A 16,532-nucleotide genomic window follows, 5' to 3' on the forward strand; every position below is an offset into this window, starting at 1 on the left:
CCCATCCAGCCCGTCGTCATTAGAATCATGTTCTGATACCGGCTGGTCGGTCAGGAGGGCTTCATGAGGGTGCGGGACAAGGTGATCGTCGTGACGGGCGCGGCCGGCGGCATCGGACGGGCGATGGCCCTGCGCTTCGCCGCCGAGGGAGCCGCCGGGATCGTGCTGGCCGACCTGGACGAGCCCGGCGCGAGAGCCGTGGCCGACGAGATCGGCGAACGAGCGGTGGCCGTACGCGCGGACGTCTCCGTCGAGTCCGACGTGGCCGCGCTGGCCGAGCCCACCCCCTTCGGCCCCGTGGACGTGTTCTGCTCCAACGCCGGCATCATCGGCGGCTCCGGCCTCGACGCCCCCCTCCAGGAATGGACCTCCCTGTACGCGGTCAACGTCCTGGCCCACGTGCACGCCGCCCGCGCCGTCGTCCCCGGCATGGTCGCCCGCGGCGGCGGCTACCTGCTGAACACCTGCTCGGCGGCCGGCCTGGTGAGCTGCCCCGGCGACGCGCCGTACGCCGTCACCAAGGCCGCGGCCATCGCCTTCGCCGAATGGGTGGCCATCCACTACGCCGCGCAGGGCATCAAGGTCAGCGTGTTGTGCCCGCAGGGCGTGCGTACCGGGATGCTGGAACGCGGCGTCGAGGAGGACCACCTGACGGCGCGCGCCGTGGGGGCCTCGGGCGCGATCCTCGACCCCGCCGACGTGGCGACCGCCGTGATCGACGGCCTGGCCGCCGAACGGTTCCACATCCTGCCCCACCCCGAGGTGGCCGACTTCTACCGCCGCAAGGCCGAGGCCCCGGACAGATGGCTAGCCGGAATGTCCAACTTCATCACCACCCTCCAATCCCCCCCCAACCGACTGACCACGAGCCGCCTCCCCGCACCCCATAAGGCGCTCCCCCGCCGTCGCCCTTCGCGAAAGGCCCGACCTGACCATGGACCAGCAGCTCACCCGGACCGCCCGCCGAGCCTGGCGCCGTCTGGAACCCGTCCACGGGATGATCTACTTCGTCCCCGAGGCAACCACCCGGTACGCCGCCCTCGGCCTCACCGGCATGTCCGGATATTTCACCTCACGCTCCGCCCCCTTGGGCCCCGCCCCCGCCGACCTCGTCATCGCCACGTTCTACAACTTCAACCCCGACCTCGTACGCCGCTCCCTCCCCTGGGACAGGGTCACCCCCGCCCAGGTCCTGCAAGCCCGCCTCGAAGCCGCCGCCGAGGCCCTCCGCCGGGCCGCCGTCCACGAACTTCCCGACCTCGTCCCCGTCCTCACCCTGGCCAGGCGCGCCGCCGAGGCCGCCTGCGACCACCCCCAGGGCCGCCCCCTGTTCGCCGCCCACGCCGCCCTCCCCTGGCCCGACGACCCCCTCCTCCAGCTCTGGCACGCCCAGACCCTCCTGCGCGAGTTCCGCGGCGACGGCCACGTGGCGACACTGCTGGCCGAGGGCATCACCGGCCTCGAAGCCCTCGTCCTGCACGCGGCCAGCGGCGAGGTCGCCAAGCCGTTCCTCACCATGAGCCGCGCCTGGCCCCCGGACCAGTGGGCGCACGCCGAGACCGCCCTCCGCACCCGCGGCCTCCTGACCCCCGGCAACGACCTGACCCCCGAAGGCAAGTCCCTGCGCCACCACCTCGAAACCCGCACCGACACCCTGGCCATGCCCGCCTACGGCGCCCTGGGCGAACCCGACTGCGAACGCCTCGCCGACCTCGCCCGCCCCTTCGGCCGCCGCATAGTGGACTCCGGCCTCCTCAAGCTCACCTGATCACCTGCGCCCCCGCCGGCGCCCGATCTACGCTGATCCTCCCGATCCAGGATCCGAGGTCCAGGCGCCAGGAAACAGGAGGCAGCGACCCGTGCCCGACACCCCCGTCCCCGGCCTGTACGACTCGCTGCTCACCCGCAGACTCCAGGAGCGCGCGGCCGGCTGGCAGGACGCGGATCACCTCGTCGAGATCTCCACCGTCGACAAGGAGGAGGTCAGCCACCTGCTGGGCCGGTTCCTGGGCGAGACGGCCACCCGGGCGTTCGCCGCGCTCAAGGACCCGGAGGAGCAGGTGCGGCTGGCCAACCGGCTGCTCGGCCTGCTCGCGGATGCCGAGGTGGAGGTCGTCTCCGACGGGCCCGCCCGCCTGCTGTCCGTCGTCAGGAACGAACCCGGCGCGGCCGCCCCCGCCAGGCCGCTGACGTCGCTCTCCGAGGCGGCCCTGCTCACCAACGCCCGCGAGGACCCCAACCTGGCCCACGAGCTGGCCACCGAGCTGGCCAGCGCCGACCGGGTCGACCTGCTGTGCGCGTTCGTCAAGTGGTCGGGGCTGCGCATCCTCGAACGTCCGCTGGCCGAGCTGGGGCGGCGCGGCGTGCCGGTGCGGGTCATCACCACGACCTACATGGGCGCGACCGAACGCCGGGCGCTCGACCGGCTGGTCCGCGACTTCGGCGCCGAGGTCCGCGTCAGTTACGAGCAGAACTCGACCCGGCTGCACGCGAAGGCGTGGCTGTTGCGCCGCCGTACGGGCTTCGACACCGCGTACGTCGGCAGTTCGAACCTGTCACGCGCGGCCCTGCTGGATGGGCTGGAATGGAACGTCCGCCTGTCGTCGGTGACGACACCCCGGCTGCTGGACAAGTTCGAGGCGACCTTCGACTCCTACTGGAACCGTCCCGAGTTCGAGCCGTACGACCCCGAGACGGACGGCGGCCGGCTGGACGAGGCGCTGTCCCGGTCGCGGAGCGGTGAACGGCTCTTCGACATCCCGGCCCTGGTCCCGCATCCCTTCCCGCACCAGCGGGAGATGCTGGAGGACCTCGATGTCGAAAGGACCGTCCACGACCGGCACCGGAACCTGCTCGTGGCCGCGACCGGCACGGGCAAGACCGTCGTCGCCGCGTTCGACTACCGCAACCTGCAACGGCGTCTCGGCCGCCGGCCGACTCTGCTGTTCGTGGCGCACCGTAGGGAGATCCTGGCCCAGGCCATGCACACCTACCGGCAGGTGCTGGCCGTCCCGGACTTCGGCGAGCTGCACGTCGGCGACGAACGTTCCCGGCAGTGGCAGCACGTCTTCGCCTCGGTGCAGTCCCTCAGCAGGATCATCGACACCTTCGCCCCCGACCATTTCGACGTGGTCGTCATCGACGAGTTCCATCATGCGGCCGCCCGTACGTACCGCCAGATCATCGACCGTCTGCGGCCCAAGGAGCTCCTGGGCCTGACCGCCACCCCCGAACGCGCGGACGGCACCTGGGTGCAGGACGAGTTCTTCGACGGGCGCATCGCCTCGGAGCTGCGCCTGTGGGACGCCCTCGACGCCGACCTGCTCTGCCCGTTCCACTATTTCGGCATCAACGACGAGACCGACCTCAGCACGGTGAAGTGGTCGCGCGGCTCCTACGACCTCGCGTCGCTGGACAACGTCCTCACCGGCGACACCGCGCGGGCGCGGCTGGTGTTCAACGCGCTCCTGGACAAGGCCAGCGACCTGGCGGCGGTGCGCGGGCTCGGATTCTGCGTCTCGGTGGGTCACGCGCGCTTCATGGCCGACTTCTTCACCAGGGCGGGGCTGCCCTCGCGGGCGGTGGACAGCGGCACCGACGACCAGTCGCGCAAGGACGCGCTGAAGGCCCTACGGGAGGGGAAGGTCACCTTCCTGTTCGCCGTGGACCTGTTCAACGAGGGCCTCGACGTGCCCGACGTCAACACCCTGCTCCTGCTGCGGCCGACCGAGAGCGCCACCGTCTTCCTGCAGCAGCTCGGCCGCGGCCTGCGCCGCACCCCCGACAAGGACGTGCTGACCGTCCTCGACTTCGTCGGCCAGCACCGCAAGGAGTACCGCTTCGGCAACCGGTTCCAGGCGCTCACCGGCTTCGTCCGGGGGCGGCTGGAGACGCAGGTCAGGAACGACTTCCCGCTCCTGCCGTCGGGCTCGCAGATCGTCCTGGACCGGGTCACCAAAGACCGCCTGCTCGACGAGCTGCGGATCCATCTGAGCGCGACGGTCACCATGGTCACGCAGGAGATCCGGTCGCTCGCCGAGACGTCGCTGGTGAAGTACCTGGAGGCGAGCGGTCGCGACATCGACGACCTGTACCGCAACCGCCGCTACTGGACCGACCTGCTGCGCCGGTCCGGCCTGGTCACCGCCCCCGCCTCCGCGCTGGAGAACGCGCTGGGCCGCCGGATCCGCGCGCTGCTCCACGTCGACGACCGCCCGCGGGCCGCGGCCTACGCCGACCTGCTGCGTCCCGGCGGGCCCCGCTACGACGACTGCCCGCCGGCCACGCAGGCGTTCGCCCGCATGTTGTTCTTCTCCTTCTGGCGGGACGGCGGCGGCTTCGCCTCCTACGACGAGGGCCTGGACCGGCTGCGCGCCGAGCCGGACCTGTGCGCGGAGATCCTGGAGGTCCTCGCCTACGGCGTGGAGCGCCCGCGCCATGTGACCAGGCCCCTTCCCGCGACACTCGCCGGCGTGCCGCTGGAGCTCAACGGCCACTACTCGGCCGACGAGGTCCTGGCCGCTCTGGGCTGGGCGAGCCTCGGCGGTTCCGTGCCCGCCACCATGCGGGAGGGCGTGGCGTGGTGCCCGGCCACCCGCTGCGACGCCCTCTTCGTCACCCTGCGCAAGAACGAGAAGGAGTTCTCCCCGCAGACCATGTACCGCGACTACGCCCTGACCCCGGAGCTCTTCCACTGGGAGTCCCAGAACCGGACCGGCGCGGGGTCGGCCACCGGCCTGCGCTACCAGAGGCATGAGCACACCGGCAGCCACGTCCTGCTGTTCACCAGGGAACGCACGGAGAACGACCATCGTCACCCCGAGCCGTACGTCTTCCACGGCACCGCCCGCTACGTCGAGCACAAGGGCGAACGCCCGATGGCCGTCACCTGGAGGCTGGACGAGGAGATGCCCGCGGACCTGTTCCGGCGCGCGGCCATCGCCGGCTGACAGCTGTAGCTGGCCGTAAAGGGGTGATCTGGGCGAAGCATGACGTTATCGATACCCCGTCGGGGGAAGATCGCCGGACATGTCGGAGACACCACCACCCCAGAGCCAGCCGTACCCGGGCCGTACGGACGAGATGTCGCCCGAGCCGCGCGACGAGATGCGCGGCTACGAGGGCAGGGACCTGCTGGCGGGCAAGAAGGCGCTGATCACCGGCGGTGACTCGGGCATCGGCCGGGCGGTGGCGGTGGCGTTCGCCAAGGAGGGCGCGGACGTCGCCATCGCCTACCTCGACGAGCACGACGACGCCAACCACACCCGCGGCCTGGTCGAGCAGGAGGGACGGCGCTGCGTGCTGCTGCCCGGCGACCTGGGCGACCGCGACCACTGCGCGACGGTCGTGGAGCAGGCCGTCTCCGAGCTGGGCGGCCTGGACGTCCTGGTCAACAACGTGGCCTACCAGGCGCCCGTCGACTCCCTGGAGGAGCTGACGGACGAGCAGTGGGAGCACACGTTCGCGGTCAACATCCACAGCTACTACCGCGTCACCAAGGCCGCGCTGCCGCACCTGCGGGAGGGCAGCGCGATCGTGAACACCTCCTCGATCAACGGCCTGCGGGGCAACAAGACCCTCATCGACTACGCCGCGACGAAGGGCGCGATCAACGCCTTCACCTACTCCATGGCCCAGAACCTGGTCGAGCGCGGCATCAGGATCAACGCCGTCGCCCCCGGCCCGGTCTGGACGCCGCTGATCCCGGCCACGATGCCGGAGGAGAAGGTGGAGAAGTTCGGCGCGCAGGTGCCCATGAAGCGGGCCGCCGACCCCGACGAGATCGCCCCTTCGTACGTGTTCTTCGCCGCCGACCGGCTGTCCTCGTACTACACGGGCGAGGTGCTGGCCCCGATCGGCGGCGAGACGCTCCCGGGCTGACCGCGCAGGTCAGAGGTAGATCGAGCCGCCCTTCCCGAGGAACTCGGCCGCCTTGTCGGCCATGCCCGCCCGCACCTCGTGGCTGAGCTTCATCGAGCAGAACTTAGGGCCGCACATCGAGCAGAAGTGCGCGGTCTTGGCGGGCGCGGCCGGCAGGGTCTCGTCGTGGAAGGCGCGGGCGGTGTCCGGGTCGAGCGACAGGTCGAACTGGTCCTCCCAGCGGAACTCGAACCGGGCGTCCGACAGGGCGTCGTCCCACGCCTGGGCCTGCGGGTGCCCCTTGGCCAGGTCCGCCGCGTGCGCCGCGATCTTGTACGTGATCACGCCGGTCTTGACGTCGTCGCGGTTGGGCAGGCCGAGGTGCTCCTTGGGGGTGACGTAGCAGAGCATGGCGGTGCCGTACCAGGCGATCATGGCGGCGCCGATGCCCGAGGTGATGTGGTCGTAGCCGGGGGCGATGTCGGTGACGAGCGGGCCGAGGGTGTAGAAGGGCACGTCGTCGCAGAGCTCGCGCTGCAGGTCGACGTTCTCCTTGATCTTGTGCATGGGCACGTGGCCGGGGCCCTCGATCATCACCTGCACCTCGTGCGCGTGCGCGATCTTGGTCAGCTCGCCCAGCGTGCGCAGCTCGGCGAACTGGGCCTCGTCGTTGGCGTCCGCGATCGACCCGGGGCGCAGCCCGTCGCCCAGCGAGAACGTCACGTCGTAGCGGGCCAGCAGGGCGCACATCTCCTCGAAGTGCTCGTACAGGAAGCTCTCGCGGTGGTGGGCCAGGCACCAGGCGGCCATGATCGAGCCCCCGCGCGAGACGATCCCGGTCTTGCGGCGGGCGGTCAGCGGCACGTGCGCCAGCCGCACGCCCGCGTGCACCGTCACGTAGTCGACACCCTGCTCGCACTGCTCGATCAGGGTGTCGCGGTAGACCTCCCACGACAGCGCCTCCGGACGCCCGCCCACCTTCTCCAGCGCCTGGTAGATGGGCACGGTCCCGACCGGGACGGGCGAGCTGCGGATGATCTGCTCGCGGGTCTCGTGGATGTTCGGCCCGGTGGACAGGTCCATGACGGTGTCGGCGCCCCACCGGGTGGCCCAGGTCATCTTCTCGACCTCCTCCTCGATCGAGGAGGTGACGGCGGAGTTGCCGATGTTGGCGTTGATCTTGACCAGGAAGTTCCGGCCGATCGCCATCGGCTCGGACTCGGGATGGTTGACGTTGGCGGGGATGACCGCCCGGCCGGCCGCGACCTCCTGCCGGACGAACTCGGGGGTCATACCCTCCCGGACGGCCACGAACTCCATCTCCTTGGTCACCACGCCGCGCCGCGCGGCGCCGAGCTGGGTGACCGGCGATCCCCACGCCGAGCGGTCGGTACGCGACGGCCCCGAGGTGTCGTAGAGCCGCACCGAGGTGCCGTTCGACAGTCTGACCTCGCGCATCGGCACCTGGAGGTCACCGATGTGGATCTTGGAAAAGCGCGCGTCGCTCATCGCGCAAACTCCCTTCGCCGGCATTATCCGGAGCAGGTTCTGGCGGTCGGCGGCTGACAGCCGTCCTCTCAGCCCGGTCCGTACCGGGCTCCCGCGTTGGTCACCGCGATCATAACCCCGCGCGTGGCAGGATCAAGGGGATGTCTGATCCCATTGCGCACACGACCGCCACCTACGACCGCATCGCGCGCCAGTTCGACGAGCAGGTCGCCGATCCGTCACCCTCGATCGTGGCCGTCCGCGACCGGTTCGCCTCAGCCCTGCCCGCCGGAGCCACGGTCGCCGACCTGGGATGCGGCCCGGGGCGCGAGTCGGCCTGGTTCGCCGGACGCGGCCTGACCACCGTGGGCGTGGACCTGTCGATCGAGATGGCCAGGCTCGCCGCCGGGCGCGGCGTGCCCGCCGTTCTGGGCGATCTGCGGCGGCCGCCGCTGTCGCCGCAGTCCCTGGACGGCATCTGGTCGGCCGCGGCCCTCGTGCACGTGCCGTCCGAGCAGACCGAGCCGACGCTGCGCGCCTGGCACGCGGCGCTGCGCCCCGGCGGGGTGCTCGCGCTGATCACCGCCCTGGGCGACAGCGAGGGCTGGGAGCCGGTGCCGTACCGGACGGAGTACGAGCGCTGGTTCGTCCACCGCGACGCGGGGGACCTGCTCGCGGTGCTGGACGCGGCCGGGTTCGCGGTCGCCTGGCACGAGACGAACGTCACCCACCGCACGTGGTTCAGCGTGCTGGCGACAGCGCGCAGCTCTCCCCTGCCCTAGTCTCCAGGTCGAGCGCGAACCCGGGGCCGCGCAGCCGGGCGGTCCCACCGCGCGCCGACGCCAGCCTGACCTCGACCGGCACGCCGTCCGCCCAGGTCACCCCGACGGTGAAGCCGCCGCGGGCGCGCAGCCCGTCGAACGAGCCCGCGTGCCAGACGGCCGGCAGTGCGGGCAGCAGCTCGATGACGCCGGCGTGGCTCTGGAGCAGCATCTCGGCCACCCCGGCGGTCGCGCCGAGGTTCCCGTCGATCTGGAACGGCGGATGCGTGTCCCACAGGTTGGGCAGCGTGCTGGACCGCAGTTGCCCGCTCAGCATGCTCAGGGCGCGGTCGCCGTCCTTGAGCCGGGCCCAGAAGTTGACCTTCCAGGCCATGCTCCAGCCCGTGCCGCCGTCGCCGCGGGCTTCGAGGGTGGTGCGCGCCGCGGCCAGGTGCTCGGGAGCGGTGAGCTGCGTCCCGGGGTGCAGGGCGTAGAGCTGGGAGACGTGCCGGTGCCGGTCGGACGGGTCGTCGAGGTCGGCCTTCCACTCCTGGAGCTGCCCCCACGACCCGACCCGCAGCCCGGGATCGAGCCGGTCGGCCGCCGCGCGCAGCCGTCCGGCGAACTCGGCGTCCACGCCGAGCGTCCGCGCGGCCTCGGCCGTGCAGGCGAACAGGTCCCGGACGATCTGCTGCGCCATGGCCGCGCCCGCGGTGAAGTCGCCGTGCTCGGGCGAGTACGCGGGCGAGACGACGAGGCTGCCGTCACGCCCGTCGGTACACAGGTTGGCCAGCCAGAACTCGGCGGCCTCGCGCATCGCCGGGTAGGCGTGCCCGCGCAGGTAGTTCTCGTCGCCGCCGAACAGGTAGCGCTCGTAGAGCTGGCGCACCAGCCAGCCGGCGGCGTCCGGCATCCAGAACGACGTGGGCCAGTCGTGCACCCCGGTGAACCCGAACGGGTTGGTGTTGGAGTGCACCACCCAGCCCGCGGAGCCGAACATCGACCGCGCGGTCTCTCGACCGGGCGCGCGCAGCCCCGCCACGAACTCCTGGTACGGCACCGCCGTCTCGGCCAGGTTCACCGGCTCGGCGGGCCAGTAGTTCATCTGCAGGTTGATGTTGGTGTGGTAGTCGGACTCCCACGGCGGCGAGTTGGACGCGTTCCACACCCCCTGCAGGTTGGCCGGCAGCGAGCCGGGGCGGGAGCAGGCGATCAGCAGGTACCGGCCGTACTGGAAGTACAGCGTCTCCAGGGCCCTGTCGGACGAGGTGCCGGCGCCTTGGTAGGCGGCCAGCAGGCGGTCGGTGGGCAGGTCGGGCAGGCGCCGGCCGAGGTCGAGGCGTACCCGGCCGAACAGCGCCCGGTGGTCGGCCTCGTGCTCGGCCCGCAGCTCCGCGTACGGCCGGCGCGCCGCCGCGTCCACCGCCGCCGTGACCCGCGCCGCCGGGTCCGGACCCCGGTAGCCGGGGTGGACGGGCGCGTAGTCGGTGGCCGCCGAGAAGACGAACACCGCGCTGTCGGCGCCCGTCACCACGACGCGGTCGCCGTCGTCCGTGCGGGTGCCGCCCTCGGTCAGTACCTGGATCTGGCCCTCGTACACCAGGCCGTTGTCGGCCAGCACGCCCCGGACGCGCAGCCGTCCGGCCTCGGCGGTCACGTCCTCACCGCCGTCATGCGCGCTGCCGAAGCGCAACGTGAACCCCACCCGTCCCGGGCGTCCCGCTGTCAGCCTGCCGACGATGACGCCCGCCGGGTACGAGGCGAAATATTCCCTGGTGAGCACCACGCCGTCGGCGTCCTCGTACGTCACGGCGGCCACCGCCGTCTCCAGGTCGAGCGTGCGCCGGTAGCCGCCGGAGGAACCGCCGGTCACGTCGAGCAGCAACTCGCCGAAGTTCTGGTACGCCCCGAAGCCGGGGATGTGCCCCACCGTGCTGTAGGCCGGGTTTCCCAGGATCTCGGCCACTTCCTCCGGCGCCATCGAACCCCGTTCGTCGATGACCCGCCGCACCGCGTCCAGAGCACCGGGACGGTCCGTCGGCCAGTTGCCGGATCCGCAGGGCTCCGCGCTGCCCGGACCGCCGGTCCACAACGACTTCTCGTTGAGCTGGACGCGCTCGGTCGCAAGCGTCCCGAACACGCAGGCGCCGAGCGCTCCGTTGCCGATCGGAAGGACGTGTCCTTCCCAGCTGGGGGCGGGCTCGTCGTACCGGAGCGTCAGCATGGCGATCAGCCTAAGGTTTGGCGATCGCCCCTGGCGGTACGGACTCCCTCAGGGGAACTATGATGAAGATCGCCGCTGTGGCCGCGATCGTGGCTCTCACCACGATCGGACCGGCTGCCGCCTCTGGGGACGGCATCGAGCAGCAGGAAGTGAGCAAGCAGCAATACCGGACGCTGACCGCCCAGTGCCGCTACGCCGACACACAGGCCCTGCGCCAGAAGTGCAGGCAGGCGGTCAAGGACAACTACCGAATCGGCCGGCGCAACCGTTCACTCGACTGCCGGACGTACTCCGGCGTGACGGTCTGCGGCGAACTGCTCCTCAGCAAGACCGAGCGCGCGTGCATCGACGAGTCCACCAGACAGGGCTTGGCCTATCGCCGCGCCGAAGTGGAATGTTACGTGGCCTGACCATGATCGTCGCAGGTGTCGACGGCTCGCCGACCGGACTGCTGTCCGTCGACTGGGCCGCCAAGGAGGCAGTGCTGCGCGGGGTGTCGCTGACCGTGGCCCACGTGGTGCCCGACTGGGTCTGCCACCCGATCTCCGGCCGGTACGCGGAGGTGGGGAAGTGGATGCGCGACGGCGCCAAGGAGGTGCTCGCGGCCGCCGAACGGCGGGCCCGCGAAGAGGGCGCCGAGGTGACCACGGAACTCGTGCCCGGCGATCCCCGCGCCGCGCTGATCAAGACCGCCGAGCAGGCCGACCTGCTCGTCGTCGGCAGTCGCGGCTTGGGCGGCGTACGCGGGCTGCTGCTCGGCTCGGTCGCCCACGGTGTGGCCGCCCACGCCCAGACGGACGTCGTCCTGGTCCGCGACCCGCCCGCCGTTCCGCGCGGTGAGCTGGTGGTCGGCGTCGACCGTTCCGAGGGCAGCCTCCGCGCGCTGAAGTTCGCCTTCGCCGAGGCCGAGCTGCGCGGCGCCAGGCTGCGCGCGGTGGAGGCCTTCGCCTGGCCGCGTCCCTCGGGATTCGAGCCCGCCGATCCGGAGGCCGAACGCGAGACCCGCGAGGCCCTGCGGACCTTCCTCGCCATACCCCGGCAATGCCATCCCGGCGTGGAGGTGATCGAGGACGTCGTGCACGGCCATCCCGTCGAGGTGCTGCGCGAGGTGGCGGCCGGCGCCGACCTGCTGGTCGTCGGCAGCCGGGGCCACGGCACGCTGAAGGGCATGCTCATCGGCTCGGTCAGCCAGGCCATGCTGCACCACGCGCCCGGCCCGCTCGCGATCGTGAAGGCTACATCCGTTTAGGGTACGGTCCCGCGGGTCACCGCCGTCCGCCACTCCCCCGGCCCGGTCCCGTCCTTCTGGACCGCCCCCCACCGCCCGCCGGTGGCTAACCGGCGGCCGGCACCGCCGCCGCCACGATGCCGGCCACGCGGGGCGCGGCCAGCCGTACGTAGTCGTCGGTGGCGAGCGCCAAGGAGCGGTCGAGGCGCGCGGCGTTGAAGTATATCTCCGGCAGCTCCAGCAGCGAAGGATCGACCACCAGCTCAAGGCGGGGGTCATGGCTGAACGGCAACACCGTTCCGCTGACGCTGCCGGCCAGCTCCTCCGCCCGGTCCTTGTCGGCGAAGGCCACGTACGTGCCCTCCAGCAATCCCTTGACCGCCTGCAGATCCAGCCGCGCGTCGCCCGGCACGACGGCCAGCACGTGCCGGGTGCGCTTCTTGCCGATCTTGACCATCACGATCAGGCACTTGGCCGCCTGCTCGACGCCGTGCCCGCGCAGGGCGCTCACCTGCTCGGTACGCCCCTCCGCCGGATGGTCGATCACCCGGTACCGCGCCCCGCCCGCGTCGAGGTCGGCGATCAGCCGTTCATAGGCGTCCGGCCGCCGATCCTCCTCGACCCCTTCGTAGGCGTCGGGACCTTCGTAGGCGTCAGTCGCGTCACCAGTCACTGCTCAACATCTCCTTGGCCTTGGCGATCCGGCCTTCGTCGCGCTGGTAGAACACCCACTGCTTGATCTTCGTGCCCCGGATCAGCCCCGCCTGGGCCAGCACCTTGAGATGCTCGCCGCAGGTGGGCCGGCTCACGCCCAGCTTCTCGGCGATGAACAGCGAACAGACGCCGTCGCGTACGAGGTCGCCGTCGCGCTGGGGGCCGAAGTGCCGCTCGGGGTCGCGCAGCCACTCAAGGATGAGCAGCCGCTTGTCACTGGCCAGCGCCTTGACCAGATCCACATCCACCGAGCCAGTATGGCAATAAGCTAATTACCTGTCCACGCCCGGAAAGCCTCTGAACCGCAGGTCCTCAGGACGTCTGCACCACCGGCGCACCTTCGCTGGCCTGCACCAGCACGAACCCCTGCCCCCGGAACGCCAGCTGCATGGCCTCGCCGCTGCCCCGCCCGATCAGGGCCCCGACCTTCACCGTGCGGTTGACCCCGACCTGCAACCCCGTGCTCCAGCACACCGCCGCCTGCCCGTCCACGAACGTCGGCATCCGCGCCACGTCCAGCAGCACCGGCGTGCCGTGCGTGGTCACCGCCACCCACCCGGTGCCGGTCACCGTGGTGTTGAACAGCCCACCGGCCGCGACCCCGGCGCCCTGAACCCGCTGGATGTCCCACTTGAGCTCCGGCCCGAACGCCAGCAGGTTCCGCCCGTTGACCGTCAGCCCCTCGTTCTCCAGGTAGAACAGGTGGATGTCGTCGGCGTTGTCGGCCAGATAGAGCAGCCCCTGGCCGCGTACCCGCATCAGGGAGGCCCCCTCCCCCGTCACGGCCTTCTTCAGCAGCCTGCCGAGCCCGCCGCCCTCGTAGTCGAAGTCCATCTGCCCCTGGAAGGCGACCATGGACCCCTGCTTGGCAAGCACCTCGTGCGGCAACTGGACCCGCAGCATCTTGTGGTTCTCCAGCGCGAACCCGCCGGGAAGCGGCTGGCCGGCCAGGTTGCCGAAGATCGAACTACGCACGTCGCGCCTCTCACGTCGATGGTCGTCGCCGCCGACGTGCACCCGGAGCCGGCCCGAGCGGCGTCATCTCCGCCGCTCCCACCACCTCCGGCACACCACTCCGGCGCCGTTCTACACCCCCATCAACTCGGCGCCCCGGAAGCGAGTTCCCGCACGACCTGAATGAGCTCGGCCGGATCGAACGGCTTGGTCAGGTACGCGTCGACCCCGATCCCCAGCCCCCGCCTCCGGTCGTCGTCCTGCGCCCGCGCCGTGATCAGGACGACCTTGATGTGACTGGTCGCCTCCTCCGTACGCAACTTCTCCGCCGTCGCCCACCCGTCCAGGCAGGGCATCATCACGTCGAGCGTGATCACATCCGGCATGACGTCCATCACGCGATCCAGACAGTCCTGCCCATCGGTGGCGGTCGACACCTCGAACCCCTCGAGGTTCAGGTTGACCGCGATGAGCTGCCGGATGACCTCGTCGTCATCCACGACCAGTACTTTGCCAAGAACGTCGCTCACGGGCGCAAAGCTAGCCCGTAGCGGGCCGGTCACGTGGGGTTTTCGCGGGATGCGTTCAAGGAGCGTTATCTGGTGCCGAGTGGTCCCCGGATGCTGATAGCCTTATCACTCGTCGCCCCCTTAGCTCAGGGGATAGAGCACCGGCCTCCGGAGCCGGGTGCGTAGGTTCGAATCCTACAGGGGGCACACAATCTTGATCAGCGGCTCAGGCCGCCGACCAGGGCAAACATCACAGATGCGGGCGGGCCTCCAGTCTCACGGAGTCCCGCCCGTTCTCGTTGTAGCCCACTGGTTGTGGGCCAACCTCGGGTGGCGGGCGCTTGGCCGATCCGGCGAGGTCGACACCAGCCAGCCTGAAGGCCGGCAGCCGCATGGTGGCACCTGAGAAAGCCGCCAATGGACGGATAAGGCGCCCCCTTGCCGGGGCCGCATGGGCCTCGATCGACGATGCGGCGCCGGTGGACATGTTGGGTTCGTCGCGCCGATCGCTGCGAGGTCAGGACCTTCTTCCTTCCCAGCGAAGCGGGACACAGCGGGAGATCCCTGTCAGCATGACGATGGGTCCCCTCCAAGGAGTGTCCAATGTGTGACGATGCGTTACTTCCGGGCCTCGTATCCGCTGCCCTGACCGATTACCGCGCGCTCCGCGACGCGCACGGCCCCTGCTGGGGGCGAACCGTCTCTGTCCTACGTCGTCCAGGCGTGGGCGACCGTCTTCCTCGATCGCCGTTACGACTTCTGGAACACCGGACTGCGCCAACTGGCCGAACGTTACCCCGACGTGCCCGCCGCCGAGCTGGAGGATCACCTCGGCGAGGTGGACCCCGACCGGGTGGTGCGTGACGCGCTCGGCGGCGACGTCGTGGACAACCTGCCGGTGCTGCGCCTGACCCCCGGCGGCTGCGCGGTGGAGGCCGTCACGCGGATCGTGCTGGAGGGCGAACCGTGTCGTACGGCGTTGCTGCTCGACTCCAGCAGGGACGAACCGGTCACCGTGATCGTGGACGGCACCCGGTACACGGTGGAGGCGCGCGGGGCCAAGGTGGTCGAGGTCGCCGAGTCCGTCCTCGTCGACGGGCAGCCGGTCGATCTGGCGCCGCTGAGCAGGCGGGTGGCGGCGGCCAGGGTGCGGTTGCGCGCGGGGTTCCCGTGCCGGTGGAGCGTGACGAGCGCGAACGGCCAGGGCTGGTACCCGGGCGGCGCGCCGCCCAAGCTGGACGCGCACCGCCGGCCGTTCTTCCATGGCGACGACCTCGTGGTCGCCGTACCCGCCGAACCCGTCACCGTGACCGTGACCAGAGGGATGGAGTACGACACCGCCGAAGTGACCACGACTCCGCAGGCCGGCGCGGAGACGCTGGTGGAGCTGGCGCCCGAACGGCTGTACGATGCGGCCGCCCGCGGCTGGTACGGCGGCGACCTGCACGTGCACCTCAACTGGATGGGCGAGGAGCCCGCCGCGCCCGAGCTGGCCGCCGCCGCGCAGCGCGGCGAGGACCTCCACGTGCTCAACCTGGTGGCGGGCAACGTGGCGAGCGAGCGCGTCTACGATGTGGAGGCGCTGGAGCAGTGGGTGGGCAAGGACCTGCCGTGGTCCGACGACCGGCACGTGGCCAGGATCGGCGTCGAGTACCGCAACGACGTGCTCGGCCACTGCACGGCGTTCGGGCTGCGCGGGTTGCCGAGCCGCTACCACTCGGGGTTCGGTACGGCGGACTGGCCGCCCAACGCGGCGGCGTGCGAGGAGCTGAAGGCACTCGGCGGGATCGTCTCCTACGGGCACCCGTTCCACACCGCGTTCGGTGACGACGACCCGCCGGACGTCGTACTCGATCGCGGGCGGTCCTGCGCGGCCAGGGAGATCGTGGCCGATGCCGCACTGGGCCTGATCGACTCCCTCGATGTGCTCAACCACTCCTCCGTCCTGGCCACGGCGGCCGTGTACCGCCGTCTCATCGGCGCGGGCAACAGACTGGCGGTGACGGCGGGGACCGACGCCGTGCTGTCGTTCTGCCGCCGCGGCACCGCCTCCGCCCCGCCCGGCTGGGAGCGTGTGTACGCCAACGTCGCCGGCCCCCTCACCGCCGAGTCCTACGCCGAGGCGATCCTGCTCGGCCGTACGTTCGCCACCACCGGGCCGTGGCTGGAGCTCACGGTGAACGGGCACGGACCGGGCGACACGCTGGAGCTGCCGCCGGGACAGGAACTGGAGATCGCGGTCTCCACGATCGGGCCGGAGGTCGAGCAACTGGAGATCCGTACCGCTGCGGGCGTGCTCGCGCAGGGGCCTCCCGGGCGGCTGGTGGCCACGATGACGGCGGACGAACCGACGTACGTGGTGGCCGTGGCAACCGGCGGGCCGCATCCGCGCTCCCAACACCGGCGCGGCGCATACGCCCACACCAGCCCTGTGTACCTTGACGTCGCGGGCGGCCACGTGGCCAGGGAGGCGGACGTGCGCTGGTGCCTGGCCTGGCTGGACCGGCTGGAATCGATCCTGCGCGAGTTCGGCCGCTTCGACACCCCCGCCCAGCTGGACGACCACCTGGCCCTGTACGAGCGAGCCAGGCAGGTCTACCGCAACCGCCTGCCCTGACCTCGGTCCGCGGCAGCGCGCCCGGCCGCGGGGCGACGGTCCGGGCGCCGTACGGTCGCACTCCAGGAGCCAGGTGTGCTCGTGGATCAGGCGGACGCGTGGCAGGCGTCCCCGCGCGAAGGCGCCTGCCATGTGAGCCTGTCGCTCGACCATGTACCGCTGCGCCCGCAATGCGATT

13 protein-coding genes, 1 tRNA gene, 1 pseudogene and 1 riboswitch are annotated in these 16,532 nt (G+C 71.1%); of the genes and pseudogenes, 9 read left to right on the forward strand and 6 right to left on the reverse strand.

Features of this window, described 5'->3' with window-relative positions; all coding sequences use genetic code 11:
* Positions 1-123: 123 nt before the first annotated feature.
* The 4 genes and pseudogenes from ACNF49_RS50340 to ACNF49_RS50355 all read left to right on the forward strand — a co-directional run.
* Positions 124-654 (forward strand): annotated as a pseudogene (locus ACNF49_RS50340) (SDR family oxidoreductase); the annotation flags it as partial.
* Positions 655-934: 280 nt separating this feature from the next.
* Positions 935-1,768, forward strand: coding sequence for an SCO6745 family protein (locus tag ACNF49_RS50345; RefSeq protein ID WP_482942102.1), 834 nt, complete (start codon positions 935-937; stop codon positions 1,766-1,768).
* 91 nt (positions 1,769-1,859) lie between these two features.
* The gene (locus ACNF49_RS50350; protein WP_482942103.1) at positions 1,860-4,949 is read left to right on the forward strand and encodes a DEAD/DEAH box helicase; all 3,090 of its coding nucleotides are present in this window, start codon (positions 1,860-1,862) and stop codon (positions 4,947-4,949) included.
* 79 nt (positions 4,950-5,028) lie between these two features.
* Positions 5,029-5,880: an SDR family oxidoreductase gene (locus tag ACNF49_RS50355; protein ID WP_482942104.1), complete on the forward strand. Its 852-nt coding sequence runs from the start codon at positions 5,029-5,031 to the stop codon at positions 5,878-5,880.
* 9 nt (positions 5,881-5,889) lie between these two features.
* Here ACNF49_RS50355 and thiC read toward each other — a convergent pair whose 3' ends face one another.
* Positions 5,890-7,368 (reverse strand): phosphomethylpyrimidine synthase ThiC, encoded by a 1,479-nt coding sequence (thiC, locus tag ACNF49_RS50360; RefSeq protein WP_482942105.1) that lies wholly within the window; start codon positions 7,366-7,368, stop codon positions 5,890-5,892.
* A riboswitch (TPP riboswitch) is annotated at positions 7,361-7,473 on the reverse strand. It overlaps the preceding gene by 8 nt.
* Before the next feature lie 35 nt (positions 7,474-7,508).
* Between thiC and ACNF49_RS50365 the strand changes: the two genes are divergently transcribed.
* Entirely contained in the window at positions 7,509-8,129 is a 621-nt protein-coding gene (locus ACNF49_RS50365; protein WP_357970853.1) for a class I SAM-dependent methyltransferase, read from the forward strand.
* Here the strand turns inward: ACNF49_RS50365 and ACNF49_RS50370 are convergent.
* Positions 8,089-10,332, reverse strand: a complete 2,244-nt coding sequence (locus ACNF49_RS50370) for a glycoside hydrolase family 95 protein (RefSeq protein ID WP_482942106.1) — start codon at positions 10,330-10,332, stop codon at positions 8,089-8,091. The genes ACNF49_RS50365 and ACNF49_RS50370 overlap by 41 nt on opposite strands.
* A 59-nt stretch (positions 10,333-10,391) precedes the next feature.
* Between ACNF49_RS50370 and ACNF49_RS50375 the strand changes: the two genes are divergently transcribed.
* Together ACNF49_RS50375 and ACNF49_RS50380 are read left to right on the forward strand one after the other, a co-directional pair.
* Positions 10,392-10,742, forward strand: coding sequence for a hypothetical protein (locus tag ACNF49_RS50375; protein WP_357970848.1), 351 nt, complete (start codon positions 10,392-10,394; stop codon positions 10,740-10,742).
* A gap of 2 nt (positions 10,743-10,744) precedes the next feature.
* A complete protein-coding gene (locus ACNF49_RS50380; protein ID WP_357970846.1) occupies positions 10,745-11,581 on the forward strand; it encodes a universal stress protein in 837 nt (278 codons plus the stop codon).
* 85 nt (positions 11,582-11,666) lie between these two features.
* Here ACNF49_RS50380 and ACNF49_RS50385 read toward each other — a convergent pair whose 3' ends face one another.
* The 4 genes from ACNF49_RS50385 to ACNF49_RS50400 form a co-directional block, all read right to left on the reverse strand.
* The gene (locus ACNF49_RS50385; RefSeq protein ID WP_482942107.1) at positions 11,667-12,233 is read right to left on the reverse strand and encodes a YbaK/prolyl-tRNA synthetase associated domain-containing protein; all 567 of its coding nucleotides are present in this window, start codon (positions 12,231-12,233) and stop codon (positions 11,667-11,669) included.
* On the reverse strand, positions 12,223-12,522 hold the full coding sequence (locus tag ACNF49_RS50390) for an ArsR/SmtB family transcription factor (protein WP_352349708.1): 300 nt from the start codon (positions 12,520-12,522) through the stop codon (positions 12,223-12,225). Before ACNF49_RS50390 ends, ACNF49_RS50385 begins: the two co-directional genes overlap by 11 nt.
* Before the next feature lie 64 nt (positions 12,523-12,586).
* Positions 12,587-13,249, reverse strand: coding sequence for an AIM24 family protein (locus tag ACNF49_RS50395; RefSeq protein ID WP_357970841.1), 663 nt, complete (start codon positions 13,247-13,249; stop codon positions 12,587-12,589).
* 122 nt (positions 13,250-13,371) lie between these two features.
* Positions 13,372-13,758, reverse strand: coding sequence for a response regulator transcription factor (locus ACNF49_RS50400; RefSeq protein ID WP_352349704.1), 387 nt, complete (start codon positions 13,756-13,758; stop codon positions 13,372-13,374).
* A 114-nt stretch (positions 13,759-13,872) separates the two neighbouring features.
* Here ACNF49_RS50400 and ACNF49_RS50405 point away from each other — a divergent pair.
* Together ACNF49_RS50405 and ACNF49_RS50410 are read left to right on the forward strand one after the other, a co-directional pair.
* A tRNA-Arg gene (locus tag ACNF49_RS50405) sits at positions 13,873-13,944 on the forward strand.
* A 595-nt stretch (positions 13,945-14,539) separates the two neighbouring features.
* Positions 14,540-16,354: a CehA/McbA family metallohydrolase gene (locus tag ACNF49_RS50410; protein ID WP_482942108.1), complete on the forward strand. Its 1,815-nt coding sequence runs from the start codon at positions 14,540-14,542 to the stop codon at positions 16,352-16,354.
* Positions 16,355-16,532 lie beyond the last annotated feature (178 nt).

It is taken from the genome of Actinomadura sp. ATCC 39365, from assembly GCF_054392275.1.

Excerpts from the sequence above, each read along its gene's own strand:
- ACNF49_RS50345 (WP_482942102.1), top strand. The coding sequence starts at position 935 with ATGGACCAGCAGCTCACCCGGACCGCCCGCCGAGCCTGGCGCCGTCTG.
- ACNF49_RS50355 (WP_482942104.1), top strand. The coding sequence starts at position 5,029 with ATGTCGGAGACACCACCACCCCAGAGCCAGCCGTACCCGGGCCGTACG.
- thiC (WP_482942105.1), bottom strand. The coding sequence starts at position 7,368 with ATGAGCGACGCGCGCTTTTCCAAGATCCACATCGGTGACCTCCAGGTG.
- ACNF49_RS50365 (WP_357970853.1), top strand. The coding sequence starts at position 7,509 with ATGTCTGATCCCATTGCGCACACGACCGCCACCTACGACCGCATCGCG.
- ACNF49_RS50370 (WP_482942106.1), bottom strand. The coding sequence starts at position 10,332 with ATGCTGACGCTCCGGTACGACGAGCCCGCCCCCAGCTGGGAAGGACAC.
- ACNF49_RS50375 (WP_357970848.1), top strand. The coding sequence starts at position 10,392 with ATGATGAAGATCGCCGCTGTGGCCGCGATCGTGGCTCTCACCACGATC.
- ACNF49_RS50380 (WP_357970846.1), top strand. The coding sequence starts at position 10,745 with ATGATCGTCGCAGGTGTCGACGGCTCGCCGACCGGACTGCTGTCCGTC.